This is a genomic window from Acinetobacter wuhouensis, from assembly GCF_001696605.3.
In the GTDB taxonomy this organism is placed as follows: Bacteria; Pseudomonadota; Gammaproteobacteria; order Pseudomonadales; family Moraxellaceae; genus Acinetobacter; species Acinetobacter wuhouensis.
Genome location: NZ_CP031716.1, coordinates 1,315,935 through 1,334,644, shown reverse-complemented (window position 1 = coordinate 1,334,644; position 18,710 = coordinate 1,315,935). Strand labels below are relative to the sequence as shown.

Annotated in this window: 30 protein-coding genes and 1 tRNA gene; 6 read left to right on the top strand and 25 right to left on the bottom strand. The window is 42.4% G+C overall.

Annotation, left to right across the window (positions count from 1 at the left end):
- Positions 1-2: 2 nt before the first annotated feature.
- The 25 genes from BEN71_RS07010 to BEN71_RS06885 all read right to left on the bottom strand — a co-directional run bounded on the left by BEN71_RS07010 (position 3) and on the right by BEN71_RS06885 (position 14,472).
- Complete coding sequence (locus BEN71_RS07010) at positions 3-332, bottom strand: phage head closure protein (protein ID WP_068975298.1); 330 nt, start codon at positions 330-332, stop codon at positions 3-5.
- A gap of 1 nt (position 333) precedes the next feature.
- A complete protein-coding gene (locus BEN71_RS07005) occupies positions 334-639 on the bottom strand; it encodes a head-tail connector protein (protein WP_068975299.1) in 306 nt (101 codons plus the stop codon).
- The gene (locus tag BEN71_RS07000) at positions 636-818 is read right to left on the bottom strand and encodes a hypothetical protein (protein ID WP_068975300.1); all 183 of its coding nucleotides are present in this window, start codon (positions 816-818) and stop codon (positions 636-638) included. Before BEN71_RS07000 ends, BEN71_RS07005 begins: the two co-directional genes overlap by 4 nt.
- Positions 819-871: 53 nt before the next feature.
- Positions 872-2,074, bottom strand: a complete 1,203-nt coding sequence (locus tag BEN71_RS06995) for a phage major capsid protein (protein WP_086322802.1) — start codon at positions 2,072-2,074, stop codon at positions 872-874.
- Entirely contained in the window at positions 2,067-2,729 is a 663-nt protein-coding gene (locus BEN71_RS06990; protein WP_068975302.1) for an HK97 family phage prohead protease, read from the bottom strand. The genes BEN71_RS06995 and BEN71_RS06990 overlap by 8 nt, the downstream gene beginning before the upstream one ends.
- Positions 2,722-3,957: a phage portal protein gene (locus tag BEN71_RS06985; RefSeq protein ID WP_068975303.1), complete on the bottom strand. Its 1,236-nt coding sequence runs from the start codon at positions 3,955-3,957 to the stop codon at positions 2,722-2,724. The genes BEN71_RS06990 and BEN71_RS06985 overlap by 8 nt, the downstream gene beginning before the upstream one ends.
- Positions 3,954-5,474, bottom strand: coding sequence for a terminase large subunit (locus BEN71_RS06980; RefSeq protein WP_068975304.1), 1,521 nt, complete (start codon positions 5,472-5,474; stop codon positions 3,954-3,956). Before BEN71_RS06980 ends, BEN71_RS06985 begins: the two co-directional genes overlap by 4 nt.
- 35 nt (positions 5,475-5,509) lie before the next feature.
- Positions 5,510-5,974, bottom strand: a complete 465-nt coding sequence (locus tag BEN71_RS06975) for a TerS protein (protein ID WP_068975305.1) — start codon at positions 5,972-5,974, stop codon at positions 5,510-5,512.
- Positions 5,975-6,084: 110 nt separating this feature from the next.
- Positions 6,085-6,417, bottom strand: a complete 333-nt coding sequence (locus tag BEN71_RS06970) for an HNH endonuclease signature motif containing protein (protein ID WP_068975306.1) — start codon at positions 6,415-6,417, stop codon at positions 6,085-6,087.
- A 312-nt stretch (positions 6,418-6,729) separates the two neighbouring features.
- The gene (locus BEN71_RS06960) at positions 6,730-7,233 is read right to left on the bottom strand and encodes a hypothetical protein (protein ID WP_068975307.1); all 504 of its coding nucleotides are present in this window, start codon (positions 7,231-7,233) and stop codon (positions 6,730-6,732) included.
- Positions 7,217-7,492: a DUF968 domain-containing protein gene (locus BEN71_RS06955; protein WP_068975308.1), complete on the bottom strand. Its 276-nt coding sequence runs from the start codon at positions 7,490-7,492 to the stop codon at positions 7,217-7,219. Before BEN71_RS06955 ends, BEN71_RS06960 begins: the two co-directional genes overlap by 17 nt.
- The gene (locus tag BEN71_RS06950) at positions 7,479-7,658 is read right to left on the bottom strand and encodes a hypothetical protein (protein WP_068975309.1); all 180 of its coding nucleotides are present in this window, start codon (positions 7,656-7,658) and stop codon (positions 7,479-7,481) included. The genes BEN71_RS06955 and BEN71_RS06950 overlap by 14 nt, the downstream gene beginning before the upstream one ends.
- 225 nt (positions 7,659-7,883) lie before the next feature.
- Positions 7,884-7,945: transfer RNA gene (locus BEN71_RS06945), tRNA-OTHER, on the bottom strand.
- A 401-nt stretch (positions 7,946-8,346) separates the two neighbouring features.
- The gene (locus BEN71_RS06940; RefSeq protein WP_068975310.1) at positions 8,347-8,661 is read right to left on the bottom strand and encodes a hypothetical protein; all 315 of its coding nucleotides are present in this window, start codon (positions 8,659-8,661) and stop codon (positions 8,347-8,349) included.
- 140 nt (positions 8,662-8,801) lie between these two features.
- Entirely contained in the window at positions 8,802-9,242 is a 441-nt protein-coding gene (locus BEN71_RS06935; protein WP_068975311.1) for a hypothetical protein, read from the bottom strand.
- Positions 9,243-9,325: 83 nt separating this feature from the next.
- On the bottom strand, positions 9,326-9,757 hold the full coding sequence (locus BEN71_RS06930) for a RuvC family protein (RefSeq protein ID WP_068975312.1): 432 nt from the start codon (positions 9,755-9,757) through the stop codon (positions 9,326-9,328).
- 85 nt (positions 9,758-9,842) lie between these two features.
- Positions 9,843-10,112 (bottom strand): hypothetical protein, encoded by a 270-nt coding sequence (locus tag BEN71_RS06925; protein ID WP_152033033.1) that lies wholly within the window; start codon positions 10,110-10,112, stop codon positions 9,843-9,845.
- A 4-nt stretch (positions 10,113-10,116) separates the two neighbouring features.
- A complete protein-coding gene (locus BEN71_RS06920) occupies positions 10,117-10,515 on the bottom strand; it encodes an HNH endonuclease (protein ID WP_117276793.1) in 399 nt (132 codons plus the stop codon).
- Between the two features lie 317 nt (positions 10,516-10,832).
- Positions 10,833-11,075, bottom strand: coding sequence for a hypothetical protein (locus BEN71_RS19320; protein WP_068975314.1), 243 nt, complete (start codon positions 11,073-11,075; stop codon positions 10,833-10,835).
- The gene (locus BEN71_RS19315; RefSeq protein WP_068975315.1) at positions 11,065-11,406 is read right to left on the bottom strand and encodes a hypothetical protein; all 342 of its coding nucleotides are present in this window, start codon (positions 11,404-11,406) and stop codon (positions 11,065-11,067) included. The genes BEN71_RS19320 and BEN71_RS19315 overlap by 11 nt, the downstream gene beginning before the upstream one ends.
- A 250-nt stretch (positions 11,407-11,656) precedes the next feature.
- Positions 11,657-12,466, bottom strand: coding sequence for a hypothetical protein (locus BEN71_RS06905; RefSeq protein ID WP_117276777.1), 810 nt, complete (start codon positions 12,464-12,466; stop codon positions 11,657-11,659).
- On the bottom strand, positions 12,459-13,277 hold the full coding sequence (locus BEN71_RS06900) for a hypothetical protein (protein WP_068975875.1): 819 nt from the start codon (positions 13,275-13,277) through the stop codon (positions 12,459-12,461). The genes BEN71_RS06905 and BEN71_RS06900 overlap by 8 nt, the downstream gene beginning before the upstream one ends.
- Entirely contained in the window at positions 13,277-13,954 is a 678-nt protein-coding gene (locus tag BEN71_RS06895; protein WP_406565268.1) for a phage antirepressor KilAC domain-containing protein, read from the bottom strand. The genes BEN71_RS06900 and BEN71_RS06895 overlap by 1 nt, the downstream gene beginning before the upstream one ends.
- A gap of 14 nt (positions 13,955-13,968) precedes the next feature.
- Positions 13,969-14,268, bottom strand: coding sequence for a hypothetical protein (locus BEN71_RS06890; RefSeq protein ID WP_068975874.1), 300 nt, complete (start codon positions 14,266-14,268; stop codon positions 13,969-13,971).
- A gap of 15 nt (positions 14,269-14,283) precedes the next feature.
- Positions 14,284-14,472 (bottom strand): helix-turn-helix domain-containing protein, encoded by a 189-nt coding sequence (locus tag BEN71_RS06885; RefSeq protein ID WP_068975873.1) that lies wholly within the window; start codon positions 14,470-14,472, stop codon positions 14,284-14,286.
- A 102-nt stretch (positions 14,473-14,574) separates the two neighbouring features.
- On the opposite strand from BEN71_RS06885, the gene BEN71_RS06880 reads away from it, so the two are divergent.
- The 6 genes from BEN71_RS06880 to BEN71_RS06855 all read left to right on the top strand — a co-directional run bounded on the left by BEN71_RS06880 (position 14,575) and on the right by BEN71_RS06855 (position 18,707).
- Entirely contained in the window at positions 14,575-15,243 is a 669-nt protein-coding gene (locus tag BEN71_RS06880; protein WP_068975872.1) for a LexA family protein, read from the top strand.
- Between the two features lie 205 nt (positions 15,244-15,448).
- The gene (locus tag BEN71_RS06875) at positions 15,449-15,793 is read left to right on the top strand and encodes a hypothetical protein (RefSeq protein ID WP_068975871.1); all 345 of its coding nucleotides are present in this window, start codon (positions 15,449-15,451) and stop codon (positions 15,791-15,793) included.
- Positions 15,793-16,167, top strand: coding sequence for a hypothetical protein (locus tag BEN71_RS06870; protein ID WP_117276776.1), 375 nt, complete (start codon positions 15,793-15,795; stop codon positions 16,165-16,167). The genes BEN71_RS06875 and BEN71_RS06870 overlap by 1 nt, the downstream gene beginning before the upstream one ends.
- Positions 16,168-16,171: 4 nt before the next feature.
- The gene (locus tag BEN71_RS06865) at positions 16,172-17,239 is read left to right on the top strand and encodes a coiled-coil domain-containing protein (RefSeq protein ID WP_068975880.1); all 1,068 of its coding nucleotides are present in this window, start codon (positions 16,172-16,174) and stop codon (positions 17,237-17,239) included.
- A 33-nt stretch (positions 17,240-17,272) separates the two neighbouring features.
- Positions 17,273-18,082 carry a phage recombination protein Bet gene (gene bet, locus BEN71_RS06860; RefSeq protein WP_068975879.1) on the top strand — a complete coding sequence of 270 codons (810 nt, stop codon included), beginning with the start codon at positions 17,273-17,275 and terminating at the stop codon, positions 18,080-18,082.
- On the top strand, positions 18,069-18,707 hold the full coding sequence (locus tag BEN71_RS06855; protein ID WP_117276775.1) for a hypothetical protein: 639 nt from the start codon (positions 18,069-18,071) through the stop codon (positions 18,705-18,707). Before bet ends, BEN71_RS06855 begins: the two co-directional genes overlap by 14 nt.
- The last annotated feature ends 3 nt before the right edge of the window (positions 18,708-18,710 follow it).

The following is an 18,710-nucleotide window of genomic DNA, read 5'->3' as shown; positions in this document are numbered from 1 at the left end:
GCTTACTCCACTAACGACAACTCCAGCGTCATGTAAATACGACCATTCTCGTTGTCAGGTTTAGGTGGTGATACAATCTGGAAAGTCTGTCCATCGAATAAAACACGCATGCTTGAGTCAATATCATCACGCTTGCGTAGTTTTAGCCTCGCTGTTGTTTCTGATCCTGCAGCTTTGGCATTAATGGAGTCTTTAACAGATAGAAATTCAAGCTTGCCCCAAAGCTTTTTATATTCAATCCAAGCTTCGGTTTCATAGTTGTATTCATCATAGGTCGTGGTTTTATGCTGAATCGTCACACGGTGGCATAGTTCGCCTGCACGTTGGGACATATCACACCCCCATATCACGATAAGGCTGGATGCAGTTCCAGTAACCAAGTGGCAACTCAGTAATCCCTTGAGATGTTGCCTCTCGGTTTTTATACAGATGCCCCACGTAGAGAAGTCGAGCAGCATCAAGCAAGCTGTTATCAACTAGATCGTTTTCATTTACTCGCTCAGCCTCGGTTGCGATAACTTTGCGATCTAGGTTTATTTGAATTTGCTCATTGGCAGCATCGATATATGTCTGTATCAAAGTATCTTCATCATCATGATCTACATGACAATGCAACTTAGCTTTTGCGAGATCAATCATTCTGGTTTCGCCCGTTTTGCTGTGGTTTTGGTTGTTTTAGGTTTTGGTTCTTCCACAGGTTCAACCAAAACACCTTTATCTACTAAGTGCTTTACATCCGCTGGATTAGCTGTGCGTTTGTCACCAGTTTGGTAATACTTATCGCCATAGTGCTCACGCTTAACGTCGTACTCAGTCATGACTATCTCCTAATAAATAAGGGCCAGCAATTTGGCCCTTATTGGATTTTGGATTAACCGCCAGCAACTGCTGGAGTAATATCTCCATATATAAATGCTTCAGGACGATACACAGCAAGCGCCAGACGCTCTTCCGCAAGAATGGTTACTAAGTTCTTAACGAAATCATCTTCGTTCTCAGTTGCCACCTCTACACGAGACTGCCAGCGATCAAAGATTTGAGCACCCATTGAGAAGGCACCAGTCAGGAATTTACCCGCAGCAATCGCCTGTGTTTCTGCAACCGGAAGACCCCACAGAGTCGGGTTTAAGTTGCCTTGTGGATTGCCAATGATGTACTGACCAGATGTGTCTTTCAGGGTTTCGATTGCAGCCCAGTCAATCGGGTTTAGCACATGGCCGCTTGCAGGGTATTCAGCAAGAATTGCCTGAAGCATTGCGAAGCGCAGAGTATCAAGCTTGCTTTCTGCTGTAGTGGTTACACCTGTAGGGCGAACATAGGCAGATGCTTGCGGAATAATACCTAACAAGTTTTGACCAGTACCATCACCATTTAAAATTTGCTGTTCTTCTTTGAAAGCCAAGCCGTAGCGTAAGCGACCATCAATGTACGACTGCAATTGTGATGCATCATCCAAGATTTGGCGTGATGCCTTCATGTAATGAGCAATAACTTTTGCGGTAGTCGATTTAAGATCGAATTTGATATCCGATTCAGGTTTTTTCGCACCCTCAGCAACCATTCCAGCGTTGTTTGTGAAGCCAGTTTCTTGAACAAATTCAAGAGCATTACCATCCATGCGACCCTGCATCAACAGGTCACGAATCGTAAGCTTACGATCCTGTGGAGCAATAATGCCTGGAATGCGTGTGGCTTGTACTAGATCGCCAGCCGAACCCGCAGCATCCGTGGTTGCTGAAGTAATGGTGGCTTTAATTTCAAGGTTTGCTTTGCCGCGCTGTCCAGCCGAACCAACCAGTGATTTAAACTGATCAGATTCCACAAATTGACGACCAAGAGATTTAACCTCTTCATTACCTTCATGCGGGCGACGGGCAGCTTTCTGCTCAACTTCATCGATGCGAGCTTTAAGCTCGTTTAATTTAGTGATTGCTTCATCTGCAGCCTGCTTTGCGCCTTCGGCAATTTTGTCGCCATGCTCACGCTTGCCTTTGAAGTCTTCAGCAATACCTTTAACTTCATCGACTTGTTTTTTAAACTCTTGAGCGAGTTGTTCTAAATTTTGATCAGTCATTTTGACTTCCTCTTAAAATATTTAATGCGGTAGAAATAGATTTCGCTTGTAGTTTTTCATCTTCAGACTCGCTCAAAAGATGGCGCAGACCCTTGCCAGCGATTGCAGTGGCTTGCGTTTTTGAAAAGCCTGACTCTCTCAGGAACTTTTCAAATTCAGGTAAAGTTGGCAGTTCGCCTTCTTCTAATTTGGATTTCACAGAAATAACTGTGCTTTTCTCATTGGCTGGCGTGGTGACAATTGAGATTTCACCCAAATCCAACTCAATCAACTCACGAATATCTGTGTTTTCGTTGTAGCTGGATTTAACTGTGCGGTAGCCAATGCTTAGACCATCGATTGCACCAGCCTTTAAAAGAGCATGTGTAGACTTTGCTTTTGGAACATCATCAACCAGTAATTTACCTTCGACATACAAGCCTTTTTCATCTTCGACCAGCTTGGTATAAACCCCGATAGGCTCATTGGTGCTGTGATTCCATAGCACTGGCGGGAATTTCCCCTTGTCAGACCACTTGGCCAGCGTATTCTTAAATGCACCCGGCAAAATAATGTCGTTGTACCAGTCCAGATTCCCAAAAACCGCACCGTAACCCGAAAAAAAACCGTCCTCTTGGACGGCTTTAATATCTAAATTAAAACTTTTTCTATTCATTTGTTTCACCTTTTTCGGCGCCCAATGGGACCATTTGCATCTGAACCATCAACTTGTCTGCGGTTGGATCATCAGCCCTTGGCATATCCTCAAGCTCTCGCACTTCATTGCGGGTGTATAGGCCATTCTGAGTCATCTTCACGTAGAAGTCAGCTCTTGCTGTATTGTTGGCACGTAGCAACCCATCAACCGCAAATTTAGGGCGATAAAGATACTTCTCGTGTGGTAGCAACAACTTCCGAGCGATTGTCTGCTCATATCGAACCAGTTGTGGGTTTAATGAGTAAGTAAGAAAGCCCTGATTGGTTTGTTCAAGGCTTGATGCCCATGAGCTGGCTTTGTTTGTGTGTCCAATCAGTTGAGGCGGCACACCAAAGGCCCGACAAATTTCCTCAATACCGAAATAACGACTTTCAAGAAGCTGTGCATCAACCGGATTAATTCGGATATTTGCAGCACTAGCCACTTTCATTCCTGCCTCAAGCACCATGTATTTTCCAGCATTCTCGGGTCGGCTGAACATAGAAAGGCTTTCACGTAAAGAATGGCGCTGCTCTTTGGTTAGCGTTGTTTCTCCACTCTCAAGAAAACCACCGACCTTCAAGCCATTCTTGAACCAGTCCTGCGCCTGATTATTTGCATCAAACTGCATACCAATCGTCTGTGCAAAAAACTGAATTGCCGATAAGCCCACATAACCATCCAAAGTAAATCCCTTAAAGTGCAGAATTTCATCATCGGTATAGATCTTAACTTTGCCGTTTTCCGTGTAATGGTATTCAAAGCTTCCGTCTTTCAGGCGCTTTTTAACCATTTCACTAGGAAACAATGGCTCTAAAGAAATAACACTGCGATTATTGCGGCGAGCAATATAACTGTACGCATTACCCCATAAATCTAAGCATGCAGATTGAATCTGCCAAAATTCACTGGCGCACATATCTGCATTGGGTGAATCATGCAAGATTCGATACAGTTCGTGGTCCTTGGCAATCTTTTTTTCAGTGTCGTATAGGTGAAGTGGCAATGTTGAAATAGTTTCAGCGCGTAGTTTTACACATGCCCAAACTGCCGATAACTTCAGGGATGTTTCAGGGCTGACCACCGCACCACCAGAAGACATGTAACTATCTACCGGATAGGAAGCATCCCCTTTCTTTAATTGAGTTTTTCCAGTCAATCGTGACCAGAAGCGAGACCAGAATCCCGTGTCTTGTAAGTCGCTCATGCTATCACGATGTCCTCTAAATATCCGTCAATGTCATAGTTGACTGTTTCATCTTTAAAATTGGAAACACCACAGGCCATTGCTAGGGCCACGATAGGGTCAATTCGGTTAGTGGCTTTTGATTTATCCAGTTTTCGACCGCCTGCTGGATCCTTAACCACTACAGCATTTGCTGCTGCAAGCTCCAAAACAGGGTTGTCGTTATGCACAATCCTGGCATTTAACAGTTCAGCTTCTAATGTATCTAACGCTGGAGACATGTCTTTAAATCCCTGTCCAAATGGGACTAGTGGCAACTCTAAGCCTATTAGGTCGCACTCCTTCTTAAACACATCAATACGCCATCTATCAAATGCAATCGAATGAAGTATTTTTAACTCAGATGCTATTTCACCAATCATTTGTGCCACAAAACCATAATCTACAGTTGCGCCTGGCGTGGTGAACATGTGCCCTTGTTTCACAAACAGGTCGTACGGCACACGGTCACGTTTTGCTCTGTCATCTAGTCCAATACTTGGAGTCCAGATATACGGGTAAACATAAAACTTGTTGTCTTTTTTTCCTAAAAACACGCAAGCAGTCAAGTCGGTACGAGCCGACAAATCCAGTCCTGCCCATACTTCATCACACTCATAAATTGGCGGTAATTCATCAAGGCATGTATCCCAAGTCTGTTTGGCAATAAACGGTGACACGGTGGAAACACGCTGATTCAAGTTTAGGTTTCGGAAAGTGTTTTCAGCACTCGGCATCCGACTGGCCTTTTCTGCTAATTTTTGCATATCAGGCTCCGACCTAAACTTGCCCAATGCTGGATTGGATAGCTTCCATGAGTTCTTATCTAAAATATCGCTATCCATTGGTGTGGTGTATAGGTGGCACACTGTCTTTGGATCTTCACCCTTTAGCGCATCATCAATCCAGATACTCAGCAGGTCTGCATCAGTGGCAGCCTGCGTACTAATCACCATCAAGAGTGGTGCTTCATGTGCGCCCTGAGCTGTCACCACCGCATCAACAAATTCATCTTGCGGCCCTTTTACCTGTCCCGTTTCATCAAGAATTGCCAAAATAGGCGATAGACCGTGTGTTGTTTTTCCTTCTGCTGATAACGCCCTGAACTCGACGTTTTTCGCCAAGCCTACGAGCGTTTTTGTCGATGGAATGATATGAACCAAGTCTTGCAAGTCTTCATTCAGATTAATCATCTTCACGGCCAGTTTGAAAACAATGGCTGCCTGATCTCGCGACAATGCGCCACTGACGATCTGGCTGTTCTGCTTTGCTTCTGGGCCAATCAAGTGAGCTAAAAGGATGCCTGCGATTAAAGCGGTTTTACCATTCTTTCGTGCGATGCTCAAAATTGCTGTGTGTGTTCCATGCGGATTGTCATAAACATCCAAAATAAATTTCTTTTGAAAATCCTCAAGAATGATCGGCTGACCAACATGCGCACCCTCTGGTGCTTTGCAGTATCTTTCGATAAATGCAATTACTCGTTCACCGCGTGTCATACATTCCACCTATAAGACGATAGGCATTAAAAAAATCAGCTCGGTCGAGCCAGTAAATCATCTGATTCTTTGGTTTTTTCAGCAGTCTGTCTGCCTTTCGCTGCTGCTGAGTTTTTCCCGCGTTGCTTGTCTGACTCACCAACCGTTGCCACTGCATGAACTTGAATATGTTTTGACAGTGCGATTGATCTGCGACTAAGCGTTTCCAGTAGCGAATGCTTAGGGTTTAGAACAACCGTCCCACGATCATTGGTTAGCGTGTCACCCTCCTCAAGAATCTCTTGCTGGATGCGCTCAATGTCTGCCTGACAGCGAGCTAGGTTTGCTGCATGTTGCAGGTCTACCGTGTTCCAACTTTCCTTTACGCGCGCGCGCACAAGTGCATACCAAAACGGCATGTCAATATCTCGAAGTTGAACGTGTCCTGGTGGTGCAATATCCTGATCATCTACTAATTGCGTTTTGACATGAGTGCTGTCTGACCGCTTTCTTCCCGCCATGTGTTCCAGCCTTTAAAATCCCAATAGAACTAAAAGTGAGTTTCGGGGGCGGTTCCTAAAGGCAAAACTCCTGAAGAATACCCATCCCCCACCATCTAATTGATTTTGTTCTATTTATTCCAGTGATGATTAGGATCAAGCGGAATACCACGCTCATCACAACCAATGATTACTTCACGCTTTTCTTGTCTCTGAATGGTGGAGTCATGATGTAATTTGCACACCGCTTGCCAGTTGCTCTTATCCCAAAACAAAGACTGATCACCCTTATGCGGAATGATGTGATTGACTACGGTTGCAACCACAATCTTATTTTGTTCTTCACACATGACACACAAAGGATGTGACCTTAGATACGACTCTCTGGCCTTGCGCCATCTTGAGTTATATCCACGTTCGCTTGATGTTCGCTTGTCGCTGCGCCATGATGGAGTGTTGCTCATATCACCACCTATTTGCCTTCGGTGTCATTGCCTGCAATTTGGTTTGGAGTCTCGGGAGTTTCATGAATCAAGGTACTCATGTTGGCTTGGCTCGTCCTCGTCGGGATTTAACTGGAGCAACAGCTCCTGTATCTGACTGCTCTGTGTTACCAGCATCTGAATAAGCTGACTGTTCTGCTGCAACACTTGATTATTCTGCTTTACGATCTCGGTTAGTAAGTCGAGCAATTGCTTTTGTGATGGATTCTTTTGAGTTGTCATACATTGCCTTTAGTTTTTGTCTGCGTTGTTCACAACCTTCACATGCCATAGTTATTCCCTCAAATACATCAAATCATCAGGTGTATTCAACCAACACCCATGTTTATTACAAAATGCATGAATGTCATTCAAATACTCGGTGAACTGATCGATCGTTGCATCCGTTGTGCTAATCAATTCATTCAAGCCATCTGCCACTTGTTGGTATTGCGGGTGCTTTTGATCTTTCAAAACCTTGACTGCTGCAAACGTCTTTCTGTATTGACCCACATCATCACGATGATAAATACGTGCTAGGAATTGCTTCTTGAAAAATAAATGCTCTGTGTCTTTATCGGTGCCCTGATGTTTTGCCCACTGCGACACCCATAGCCAATAAAGTCTGTTCTGCGCCTTGCTTCGATCTTCTTGCTTTTGATCTATCCGAACAACTAAAGGCTTGCCATCACTTAACGCATTCGCATGATGTCTATGCATGTAGGCAATTGCTTTACCCACTTCTTCAAACGACTTAATGACGAATGTTGCAGGTTCGAGTTTAAAAGTATTCTTCATCCCTTTTACCCACCATCAACTCAGTCTTGACTAGCCATTGTTCGAATAGCTTTTCACTTTCTGCCCGATTACCCAACTCAAACCGATCAAACGCAGCATGGCATTTAAAGCAAAGGGGAATTACAAATAGGTCAGAACTTTTGATTCCCCTGCCTTTACCATGCTTTGCTGAATTACTGTGAGCAGCTTGTGAATTAGGATTACCGCACCTTACACACGGAAGCTTTCTGATCTCAGCCAGCCGCTTAGGACTTCGCATTGAGCTGCTTCTCTATGCTTGCAATCTGTTTGCCAATCTTTCTTAACTCACCAATACAGTCTTGTTTAAATGCATGGCTTGAAAAGAGATGGTTGTAATTCATTAACCGCGCTTGGTTTGCTTTAAGTATTTCTAAGTTTTTATATGCTTCTACACGATCAACCATGACCACCACCAATAAGAAAAGAAAAACCCCACTCAGTTATTTAGTTGAGCAGGGTTATGTGCCGTAATACGTTCAGCAAAATGCCACCGAAGTGGCGGGGTTACTTTTTCAATTTGCCACACTTACGGCATTCAATTTGCACAAAAATATCTGATTCGTACTCATATTCGTGAACGCAGAACAATTGTTTCAATAATCTAAGCATATTGATCTCTTGAATATTAGTGCGCCATGTAGGACTTGAACCTACGACCCAAAACGGCTCTTACCAACTGAGCTAATGGCGCAAAAAAAGGACGTGGTGATCAGCCACATCCTTGCCTTAGATTACGATATTGATCAACTCGGCAACTGATCTACCGCTACTCAACACGACAAACATCTCAAAGTTAGCTATTGATTTGCTTTGTGTCTTTCAATTCCATTGGTCGGGGAGTCACCCACAATTTGAGGCTCTGAGGCTAACTCAATGTGTGACGAAATCACATTGGATTCAAACCGATTTATACGGCTGGTTTCTGCATCCCACCGTTTGCGCTTATAGCTGAGCAAATTGCACAGCGTCACAAATCCAAGTTCTTTTAAAGCTAACAGTCTTTCATGAGTCGATCCTCAATTGATCACTTGTGTATGTCACAAGCACCTTTATAAAATTTTAGACAACAAAAAAGCCCACATTTCTGTGAGCCTATTGTCTACAATTCCAAACCTTGACTGCAAAATTCACGACTTCACGCTCATTTTCCCAATCCAATTGATTGTATTCATCTTCCAGTGGATGTGGCCATGGTCCAATATCACTACTTGGAGAAGATGCACCACATTCATGACAGCTTGCTTGTGCACTCCATTGAGTTTGTTTTTCTCCACAAACCTCGAAATTCATGATCTTAGAATCAATAACAATAAACTGCTCTGAACCTTCACCACACCAAGGACAAGGTAAAGCTTTTACATCAGGACGCATATTGTTTTCTTGATCAGAATGCCAACGATTTTCCATGTAAGCCCCATGAGTATTCAGACAAAAAAATACCCACGAGATGGAGTCAGTGGGTATGGAAACTGCAAAACGGTAGTGAATTACTATAACTTCGTCCACTGTAACAGAAATATGCCATATCGTGGCATGCCAGTCAAACACTATTCGATTCTTAATCTTTTATCATGACCTGAAACATAGAAAGCACCACAGCTCACCATGCTTCTTAAACAGTTACGCCCCAACTTAAACTCTATTTCCATTCTTCGGTCAGATAGATTACGCATATTTTTTTCAATAAACAGCATAACTGCACGCTTAGCAGATTCACAAACTCTTGATGTTTTCTTAAAATCCACAATCCACTTGCGCACTTCTTCAGCTTCAAAATCACTTATTTCACAAATGATCTGGTCTTTCCGCAATGCTACACCTTTATTATTTTCACATATCATCCAGTAAATTTGATTCACACCAAGACTATCAGGCTCATTGCCGCTTTTCATGCGATTGATTAAAACGTATGCGCCATACTGTTTAAACCAATCCTCGGCTGTAAACTTGCTCCAATCCATCGTTTCAATTCTCACCGCTGCATTCATAATTGACCCTTATTTCCCAAATACACCCAAAATCATCATCGTGAAAAGAAATGCAACCAACACGATCATTTCGTTTCTATCCATCATCCCATCCCCCAAATCAACATACCCGCATCACGCTGCTCTTGATTCGTTCGACCTTGCCAGCCAGTAATGCGATTAAATTCTTCTGAATTCTTTTTGGTTTTGGTTGGTCTTACCAGCACCACTGCCAAACCCAATGATTCAGCCATTTCAGAAAGTAAAATACCTGTCGCATGATTCAAACCAACACGACGTGATATTTGCTCACTAACTTGTCTCGAATGATTCCCGCCTGTTCTAAAGTTAGCCTTCTTGTTATGCCACCCTGCCTCGATCACCACTTTCTTAATCTGATCTTGGTGACTGCGAAATAACTCAACAGTTTCAGCAAAGGTCAAATTCTTCAGCTCAAATGACTGTCCTAAGATGGCCACCCCTGATTTTTCTAAGTCTGGATCAATGCCGATGATGAGGGGTTTAGGAATTTGCATTTAACCCCCAATCAATTTGGTTAATGGCTCTTTGAACCACCAAGCTAAAAGCAAGATAATCAAACAGACGTATGAAATGGATTCGCTATTCATGCTCACCTCGCAAAGCTTTCTGAATCTCATAAGCCATACTTGGCCGCATGGTTGTGTACTCATCATCAATCAATTTTTGAAGCAAAGCTTTTAGATCCTTGTCTTCGCCTTGATAAGTTTTAATGCTTTGAGCTTGATTTGAATTCCATTCTTCAAGCCGATCAATCTCAGCCTGTCTTGATCTCTGACCCATCGAAAATGCTTCAAGTCTTGTGCAATTTCTTGAATGTTGATTTTTCTTGCAATATTCATCAAAAGTCATTTGTTTATCCATGACGTTCCGCCTCCAAGATTGCTTGAGGAATCCCCATCTTTTCAAAATAAAAAACTATTGGCTCTTGTATGAATTTAACCAACCCAAAACGAACTAAATGACGCACTTGGGAGCAATCCCTAATAACCTGAACATCTCGATAGTGAGCAAGCAAATCACGCCAAGCCTCTAGCGACATTGATCGCTTGTTGTGATTGCATGCTGTGCAAGCTGGTACAAGATTCTCAATAACATCATTTTCAGGTTTAGATGGCTTACCAGTTTCAATGTCACGTACGACCGCAATCAAATGATCCGCATGCCATTTATCACCAAGCAATTCGCCACAATAAGCACAATGACCGCCAAATTTTTGCTTTAATTCAGCACGTTGAATTTTGGTTAATTTCATAACTCCATCACCTTCAATTTTCTCATGGCTTAACTCTGCATAAGCTGCAAGTTCTTCCGCCTCAGATCGTCCGTAATAGTGGTGTTCAATGGCGGTGCGGAGGTCGTTAATTGAAATAAAAACATCAAAACTAAAAACATCAGTTTCAAACCAATTTTGATCATATGGATTCCACATCTCACAATCTTTATATCTAATGTTTTTGAAATAATTAGGTGTTAAGTTGGTATGACTTGCCTCCTCAGGCGCACCCTCCACAATCGCCTTTGCCTTTTCAATGCCACCCACTTGCTCGATTAGGTTGTTTGTAGTTGTGGTCATGCCGCTACTCCTTGCGTTCTAAGCAACTTTGCTTGTTTGAAATACAGATAGTCAGATACATTGTTAAAAGCCGTTTCTACACGAAGCAGCGCATCACTACGCACACGCTCAAAACCTAGCGGAACTTCTTGCTCAAGAGCAATGTTTAATTCATCGTTAATGCCTTTCCAACGCGTTTTAATTCCTGCACCACGATCCACTTTTAAATCACAACCAAAACGGAATTGCTCAAAACTCATTTTTTGGCATTTGGAACTGCGTTGGCACTGTTAAAACTTCATCTTTTTCGACTGAGTAATAATGTGAATCCACACCTAAAAACCACTCTTGCTCAAGCGGAATCAATAGGTTTTTAAGACAGATAATCAGATCACCGTGATATACGTCATAAACCACGTGCTTAGGCGTAAGCTCTTTATCAGCCAAGTCATTTTCTTCACGCCATGTATCAATGCTGTCGTTCACTTCATCAATATTGAAAGTCATTTCGAGCACATGAGTTTGATTAGCCTGTGATTGATACAGGTTTCCGATTTTGTTCGGGTTATATTTCTTATTGCGCTTTTTCATGGTGCACACCCTTTCTCATGGCATGAACGGATTGCGTTTTTAGGACGCTGTAATCGCTGAGGCTTATATCGAATGTAGTAGCAGCTCTTGCATGCAGCTTCATAACAAGTGCTCTTAGTGCCATCTCTTTTTGGCTTTCCTGAGTACGTAAACCAAAACTCACTATCCAATGGCCAGTATTCATCGCATTGAATACAAAGCTTTTCGCGCCCCAATTCGGTTTCGATAAATTTAGGTTTATTTGGTTTCTTCACACCCCACCCCCTACTTGTTCATCCAAAAAACGCACCGCATTCGGCAATGGTTTTTGCTCAGCCCGCAAAGCCGCTTTGTATTTTTCAAAATCATCAAACGGGTCAGGCCAATAATCAGAATCAGATTTCATTTCCAAGTCGTGTTCAGCATGCTCAAACTTGTTTGCTTTCTTAACCTCACCACGAATTGCAATTTGTGCTTGAACAAACGCCTCTTTTGGTGTCATGCCCTGCTCACGCAATCGGTTAGTCATAGTCAAAATCAACTGCTGTTCTTCGTTTAATCCTACTTTTTGTGCCGTGGTTTTTTCCTCAGCGATTTGCTTCATTCCGATCTGCAAAGGTGCTTTGTAAAACTCCTGTGATTTACCACTAACCTGTGCCTTGAGTAGATTGGCGTTATAAATCCCTTTAAATTGATTTTGAGCTTCTTTCATCTGCCCCATGTTGATTAGGTATTCAACTTGGTCAAAAGCGTATTTAGCCAGAGTGGTAATCTTGTTTTTTTTGCGGTCTTTGGTGTATTCGCAGACGCGCGCCCAAGCTTCATCAATTGACCACCAAGAACCAGATACACATAACGCTCTAAATTGCGCGATAGACGGGCAATAAGGCTGTGTGCTTAGTTGTGCTAATCCGAAGTGGAATTGAGCCTCTGACACGCCAACCATCGCACCTATGATGATAGTTTCAACTTGATCAGGTGACACGTTACCCATTTGATGTGTAAACAGGTTTCCGTGAATGACGCGCATAGTGTCAATAAGCTGCTGGGCTTGCTGTGGGCCAAAAAAGAAATTAGTCATGCTGCACCTCAATCACATCAATGATGTTGTTCGGCTGCTGCTGATTTCGTTTTGCGTAGTAATCGGCCCATGCTTGTTCACGTTGTTGCTTTGGTTTGGCTTGATTTGAACTCTTAATCCACTCCGCCTTAAATCCCTTCCATGAGTTCACAACACAGTGTTCAATAACCTGATTTAAAGTGAGACCAGATTTTTGTTGTTCAGAGATAAGAGACTTGAATGCTGTTTCTGAATTAACAGCTTTCTTCGCTTTACGAACTTCCATGTATTCAGAGATAAGCTTTTGATCTACCCCTTGAGAAACCAGAGCATCAGCAAAGTTGAATTTCTCCTTATATATATTGGTATTCTCTGATGTAGTCTCTGCTGTATTCTCTGTATTAGTTTGTCGCTTTCCGCCATTACTGTTTGGCGGATTCGTACATTCTAGTTTGGCGGAATCCGCCATACTGGATTGGCTGTTTTGTGCATACTGAATAAGAGCAGCATAAAGTGCATCATGCTCGACCTTGAAGTGGACTTTGCAAGGCACACCGCGCTTATGTTCAGACACAAAACCAAGCTCACGCAATTTTTTACGAGCGGTTTCCTGTTCACGACGACCAAGGCCAGTTTCTTCCTCCCATTCATCCTGAGTCTTATAGAAAAAACCATTACGGTCTTTGGTGCGCTTTGACCAATACACCATCTGAGACAACATGAGAGCGCCATTGATACCGCAACCAAGCGCGACATAGTGGCGATTAAAAGCAATAGGCCTATCGTTCATTGTGTCAATTAGAGCAACCATTTGATGGTTAAGCATGCTCATTAAATAACCCCCTCACTTACAAACTGCTCATGAATCCATTGCTCTCCAATGGTGGTGAACATGGCTTGAGGGTGTCCTGATTCGGTTTGTTTTAATTCACCAAAGCCACGATCAATAAACCATTGCTGAAATACACGGCTGCGCTTGATTGCTTTGTTGTAAACCTTAAAATCCTCTAAAGTTTTATTTAAGACTTTTGCAGACATGCCGAACTTTTGACCAACTTGTGTGGCATTAAGAAGATTTTTTCGATCCGCAACGCTGTCAAAATATTGAACTTTTGGTGCTGCGAGTTCTAATTGGCGCGCCTGATCTGCTGCAAGTTGAAGTGCTTCAGCAAATGTTTGAGGTAGTCGCACAGCGTTTTGGTTTTCCAGCTCATACCAGCGCCTTACCAGTGCTGCCGTAAACTCTGGACAAAGCTGAGCAACTACAGTGATTGAGTCTAATTTTCCTTGCTCACCAGAAAAAACATAAACATTTGTATATTTATTTGGACTAAGTGATTGATTATTTTCAACTTTACGCATTGGGGGAAGTTGTATTACTCCACGCTTAACTAGGCGCTCAATTGAGGTGCGCACATGCGGGTGTTCTGAATTAACAAGCTCTGAAATCTCCAAGCTAGTCATTGATTGTTCAGAATTTCCAAACTGTGTTAAAATTGGCATGTTCATGCTGGTTAGACTCCTTATTGAACATCAAGCTCATCTGTTACAGCAGATGGGCTTTCTTTTTGGTGTACCAAAGTGCCCGAAGTACACTTTGACCGATTACGCGCTCTTGCCATACGCTCATACTTAGCATCTTCAGCAAGTAGAGCTTTCGCTATGACCTCACGCACCCAGTTACACAAATCTTGCTCATTGGTTTCGCTAGCAACAGTGATTGCATCAAGCATTTCATGTGTAAATTTGATGGTTTTCGGAACGGTGTATTTCCCGCCCAGATACCCTTTTTCGATTGCTTCTTTCAAATCATCGACTCCCATGTGTAATGCTCGTCCTTATGCGCATAGTTGTTTGCGATCAGCCTTTACTTTGCCTTTTGTTAAAAGCTCAAGGACTGCTTGGGTTTTTGGTGGAATACCACCAATCTCCCAACCGTGAATTGTTGACCGACCACGATTAATTTCTTTTGCGAGCTGGGAGTTGTTTTTAACCCCGTAAAATTCTCGCAGGTCTTTAACTTGCATATTCAATTACCCGAACGAAATGAGTTCGACTTATTGAACCACTTGTTCGGGTAACTGTCAATAAAGTTGTTCATAATTCCGAACATAATATGAGGGATTGATATGGAAAATTTTACGGATCGCCTAAACAGAAGAAGCTCAGAGTTAAACGTGAGCCAAGCTGATATTGTTCGCGCCACTGGTGCTGGGCGCGGCACGGTGTCAGGATGGTTTAATGGTGCGAACGCTCCAAGTGCAAAATATTTAGAATCTCTTGCGGTTGTCTTAAGAGCATCTACAACTTGGCTACTATCTGGTAAAGATGGCGACACAAATAGTCGCATTGACTCAAGTATCGATATAAATCCAATTGCAACAGTGGGTTATGCGCCAGTAATATCTTGGGTGCAGGCAGGTAGTTGGACTGATATGGAATCAATTAGTAATTTAGAAGAGTGTGAGAAACTCCCTCTGGTGCCAGGCGCAGGGAAACGAAGTTTTTATTTAAGTGTTCGCGGCTTGAGCAATGCCCCGCACTTTGAAGAAGGTGAGAAAATTTGCATTGACCCTGATTGGTGTTTAAGTGATATTCAAACAGGCGAAATGGTTGTAGTTAGTTGTGATGGTGAAGCCACGTTTAAAGCGTTAATTGTTGAACCTAATGGGTATTATTTAAAGCCACTAAACCCAAACTGGGGCGAACAAATAATTCCATTAAAAGATAATTGCACTCTTGTTGGTAAGTACGTTGGGTCGTTCAGACCAGCTAAAAAGTTCAGCCTATCTAATTAGAATAAAAATGTTTTAGAACCCGCATTAATGGCGGGTTTTATTTTGTCTATCAAAAATCAAAAGTTCGTATAACCGAATTATTTTTTATATTTTCCGAACAAAAGTATTGACTTTATTGTTCGATTAACCGAACATAAGCCTCGTAAACACAAAAAAGCCCGACTGGACTGGACATCAAATCGGGCTTCAACACAACGAGGTCATTATGACAACTAAATTCAATATTCTCAAGTCTGCAATCATTGCAGCATCAATCAGCGCGGGGATAGCAGTAGCTTACGCATTCCAGCCTGCCAAAGTTGCTGATGATAGTCATCAAGTGGTTATCACGGCTCAAAAATATGAAGTGCTTAACCGTACTTGCAATGAGACCTGTATCGCTACTGTCAAAGCCAACGATTACAACATCTATGTCGAGTATGCGTTAGATGGTGCTTCGGTCGAGTTTCTGGACATTCTGAACGTGGTTCGTCATGACGAGACTGTGAACGCATACGTCGATCGTTATGAGATTGGAAAGATTAACGCTGCGATTGCTGGAGTTAAATGATGAACACTCAAACCAAACCTGAATTGTTCGCGCCCTGCTTTCCTTTTGCTATTGATAAGAAATCAATTGAAGTTGAACACGATGTTGTGACGTTTAGTTTCACGTTTGGAATGTATTCAATTGATTGTGAAATCAAAGGTGAACAGCTCACTGATATGGCTTATTTAGAGCCTCAGTCAAACCCGCAAAACGGCTATGAAGTTGAATATACAAAATTCGAAGTTGATAGCAGAACACTTGCTGTTGTAACTCGCTCTGACTTTGAAGAAACAAAAATGAGTGTTGAGTTCATACTGACTGAATCTCAGGTTTATGAGTTGAATGAATGGCTTGAAGCGGATGCGGTTGAAAAATTTGAAATGGCACAAGGATAAGAATATGAATGCAAAATTTGAATTAGAAATCGCGGATCAAAACATTGTTGTATCTGCATTTCGCACACCAGGCGGCACTGCTGAATTGTTCGAGCGCATTGCTCAAGAAGCGCGTTCACATGTGCCTGATGTGACCACTAAAAAAGGACGAGATCAGATTGGCTCGCTCGCTCTAAAAATTAGTAAATCCAAGACATTTATTGAGAAGTGTGGCAAGGAATTGGTTGCTGAGCAAAAGGCTCAAATCAAGCTTATTGATGATGACCGCATTGCGACTGTTAAAAAGTTTGATGAACTTCGGAATGAAATCTTGGCGCCTCGCGATGCTTGGGAGCAAGCTGAAAAGGATCGCGTGGCGAAGCATAAAGAAGCTGTTCAATTTATTAAAGATCACGCACCTGAAGCTGATGCTACTTCGTTAAAGTTAAAAGGCGATATTGAGTTTTTGGAAAACCTTGAGATTGGTTCGCAGTATGAGGAATTCGAAGAACAAGCCAAGCTTGCCAAATTTGAAACACTGGAAGCACTGCGCAAAGCATTAGCCGACCGTGAAAAGCTTGAAGCCGAACAAGCGGAACTTGAACGCTTACGACAAGCTGAAATTGATCGTCAACAGAAAGAGCGTGAAGAAGCTATTGCTCGTGAGGCTACTGAAAAAGCTCAACGTGAAGCAGAAGCAAAAGCACGTTTTGAAGCTGAGCGTGTGGAGCGTGAAAAGCTTGAAGCAGAACAGCGCGAATCTCAATTAAAGATTGAAAAAGAACAGGCTGAATTACGTGAGCAACAATTGAAGCAACAAGCTATTGAGCGTGAAAAGCAAGCTGAAATTGATCGTCAAAAAGCTGTTGAAGCTGAGCGTTTGCGTATTGAGCGTGAAGCGGAAGCAAAAGCAGAAGCTGAGCGAAAAGCCGAAGAAGCGCGTAAAGCTAATATTGAACACATGCGCTCAATCAATTGTGAAGCAGTAAAAGCTCTTTGCTTTGAGATTCCAAGTCTTACAGAAGAAATGGCGAAAGATGTGATTCGTGCGATTGCGAAAAACTCTGTGCCTAACGTGTCTATTAAATATTAAAAAATTGGCGGTCTAACCGCCTTGGAGATGAATATGAATGCTGTAGCTCAAGTGGAAAATCAATTGGGTGTATCGCTTAAAGATTACGATGTTGATCAAGCTATGTGGTCTGCCCTGACTTCATCAATCTTTCCTGGCGCGAAACCTGAATCAATCGTTATGGCGGTTGAATATGCGAAAGCGCGTAATCTCGACATCATGAAAAAGCCTTGCCACATCGTCCCAATGAATGTGAAGGATTCTAAAACAGGAAACACCGAATGGCGTGACATTATCATGCCATCCATTGCAGAACATCGAATTACAGCTTCTCGCTCTAACAGTTATGCAGGAATTGAGGCTCCAGTATTTGGTCCAATGATTGATATTAATTTTGGTGGCGTTTCTCACACTGTTCCTGAATTCTGTACCGTAACTGTTTATCGAATGATTCATGGTGAAAAGGTTGCTTTTGCTCACACTGAATATTTTGAAGAAGCATGCGCAACTGTAAAAGGTGGTGGCTTAAATTCAATGTGGACAAAGCGTAAGCGTGGTCAGTTATCAAAATGTGCTGAAGCAGGCGCTCTCCGTAAAGCATTTCCTGAAGAAATTGGTGATGAGTACACCAAAGAGGAAATGGAGGGAAAAATTATCACTGTAGGCAATGATGTTTCTGATGAAAATAAGATTGCAACAGATTCTCGCCCTACCCTAAACGACGCACAAATTGAAAAAGCCATTACTAAAATCAAAGCAGGTCAAGGTGATTTAGAGTCACTAAAGGCTCATTACAACATCACTAGTGAACAAGAGCATTATGTTCGCGCTCAAACCGAGGTGCTTGATCATGATTCAGTTTAGAGCCTCAGGTGTGGGTAAGCTTATGTCTTACCCTGAAAAAGACACTTTGTCTGAGGGTGCGCTCTCCCATATTTATGAAATGGAAAAGCAAATAATGTTGGGGTGGAAACCTAATCTTAATACGCTTGAAATTGAAAAAGGTCGTGCTGTAGAAGATCAAACAATTGCTTTATACAACCAAGTTTCAGGCAACTTTTATGTCAAGAATAAGGTTCGTAAAACTTCTGATCTATTCACTGGTGAGTGCGATATTTGCGAGGATGAAGAAGATTTAATTTTAGATGTTAAGTCGTCTTACTCAAAAGACACCTTTCCCTTAACTATAAAAGAAGGTCAAAAAAAGCTGTATGAATGGCAATTAGACACATACATGCACCTTTGGGATAAGGGGAATTCAGGCTTGGTTTTTGGATTGGTAGACACTCCAAGTCATCTAATTAAAAAACATGAACCAGAAGATTGGCACATTGTTGGGCATATCACCCCTGAGCTTCGAATCACAACATTATTCCGTAAGCGAGATGCAAAGCGTGAAAAGCAATTGATAAATAAAACTCGTGTTGCTCAAGACATGCTTTGTGAATTGCTTGATAAACGGGGGTTTAAGTGGGAGCAAGCAGCATAATCC

Coding starts and splice junctions, on each gene's coding strand:
- BEN71_RS06995 (WP_086322802.1), bottom strand. CDS start 2,074: ATGACTGATCAAAATTTAGAACAACTCGCTCAAGAGTTTAAAAAACAA.
- BEN71_RS06855 (WP_117276775.1), top strand. CDS start 18,069: ATGATTCAGTTTAGAGCCTCAGGTGTGGGTAAGCTTATGTCTTACCCT.
- BEN71_RS06920 (WP_117276793.1), bottom strand. CDS start 10,515: ATGAAATTAACCAAAATTCAACGTGCTGAATTAAAGCAAAAATTTGGC.
- BEN71_RS06940 (WP_068975310.1), bottom strand. CDS start 8,661: ATGGAAAATCGTTGGCATTCTGATCAAGAAAACAATATGCGTCCTGAT.
- BEN71_RS06980 (WP_068975304.1), bottom strand. CDS start 5,474: ATGACACGCGGTGAACGAGTAATTGCATTTATCGAAAGATACTGCAAA.
- BEN71_RS19315 (WP_068975315.1), bottom strand. CDS start 11,406: ATGAAAAAGCGCAATAAGAAATATAACCCGAACAAAATCGGAAACCTG.
- BEN71_RS06935 (WP_068975311.1), bottom strand. CDS start 9,242: ATGAATGCAGCGGTGAGAATTGAAACGATGGATTGGAGCAAGTTTACA.
- BEN71_RS07010 (WP_068975298.1), bottom strand. CDS start 332: ATGTCCCAACGTGCAGGCGAACTATGCCACCGTGTGACGATTCAGCAT.
- BEN71_RS19320 (WP_068975314.1), bottom strand. CDS start 11,075: ATGAGTTTTGAGCAATTCCGTTTTGGTTGTGATTTAAAAGTGGATCGT.
- BEN71_RS06885 (WP_068975873.1), bottom strand. CDS start 14,472: ATGCAAGTTAAAGACCTGCGAGAATTTTACGGGGTTAAAAACAACTCC.
- BEN71_RS06955 (WP_068975308.1), bottom strand. CDS start 7,492: ATGCGAAGTCCTAAGCGGCTGGCTGAGATCAGAAAGCTTCCGTGTGTA.
- BEN71_RS06960 (WP_068975307.1), bottom strand. CDS start 7,233: ATGAAGAATACTTTTAAACTCGAACCTGCAACATTCGTCATTAAGTCG.
- BEN71_RS07005 (WP_068975299.1), bottom strand. CDS start 639: ATGATTGATCTCGCAAAAGCTAAGTTGCATTGTCATGTAGATCATGAT.
- BEN71_RS06905 (WP_117276777.1), bottom strand. CDS start 12,466: ATGACTAATTTCTTTTTTGGCCCACAGCAAGCCCAGCAGCTTATTGAC.
- BEN71_RS06895 (WP_406565268.1), bottom strand. CDS start 13,954: ATGAACATGCCAATTTTAACACAGTTTGGAAATTCTGAACAATCAATG.
- BEN71_RS06930 (WP_068975312.1), bottom strand. CDS start 9,757: ATGCAAATTCCTAAACCCCTCATCATCGGCATTGATCCAGACTTAGAA.
- BEN71_RS07000 (WP_068975300.1), bottom strand. CDS start 818: ATGACTGAGTACGACGTTAAGCGTGAGCACTATGGCGATAAGTATTAC.
- BEN71_RS06925 (WP_152033033.1), bottom strand. CDS start 10,112: ATGACTTTTGATGAATATTGCAAGAAAAATCAACATTCAAGAAATTGC.
- BEN71_RS06990 (WP_068975302.1), bottom strand. CDS start 2,729: ATGAATAGAAAAAGTTTTAATTTAGATATTAAAGCCGTCCAAGAGGAC.
- BEN71_RS06975 (WP_068975305.1), bottom strand. CDS start 5,974: ATGGCGGGAAGAAAGCGGTCAGACAGCACTCATGTCAAAACGCAATTA.
- bet (WP_068975879.1), top strand. CDS start 17,273: ATGAATGCTGTAGCTCAAGTGGAAAATCAATTGGGTGTATCGCTTAAA.
- BEN71_RS06970 (WP_068975306.1), bottom strand. CDS start 6,417: ATGAGCAACACTCCATCATGGCGCAGCGACAAGCGAACATCAAGCGAA.
- BEN71_RS06870 (WP_117276776.1), top strand. CDS start 15,793: ATGAACACTCAAACCAAACCTGAATTGTTCGCGCCCTGCTTTCCTTTT.
- BEN71_RS06880 (WP_068975872.1), top strand. CDS start 14,575: ATGGAAAATTTTACGGATCGCCTAAACAGAAGAAGCTCAGAGTTAAAC.
- BEN71_RS06875 (WP_068975871.1), top strand. CDS start 15,449: ATGACAACTAAATTCAATATTCTCAAGTCTGCAATCATTGCAGCATCA.
- BEN71_RS06865 (WP_068975880.1), top strand. CDS start 16,172: ATGAATGCAAAATTTGAATTAGAAATCGCGGATCAAAACATTGTTGTA.
- BEN71_RS06985 (WP_068975303.1), bottom strand. CDS start 3,957: ATGAGCGACTTACAAGACACGGGATTCTGGTCTCGCTTCTGGTCACGA.
- BEN71_RS06900 (WP_068975875.1), bottom strand. CDS start 13,277: ATGAGCATGCTTAACCATCAAATGGTTGCTCTAATTGACACAATGAAC.
- BEN71_RS06890 (WP_068975874.1), bottom strand. CDS start 14,268: ATGGGAGTCGATGATTTGAAAGAAGCAATCGAAAAAGGGTATCTGGGC.
- BEN71_RS06950 (WP_068975309.1), bottom strand. CDS start 7,658: ATGGTTGATCGTGTAGAAGCATATAAAAACTTAGAAATACTTAAAGCA.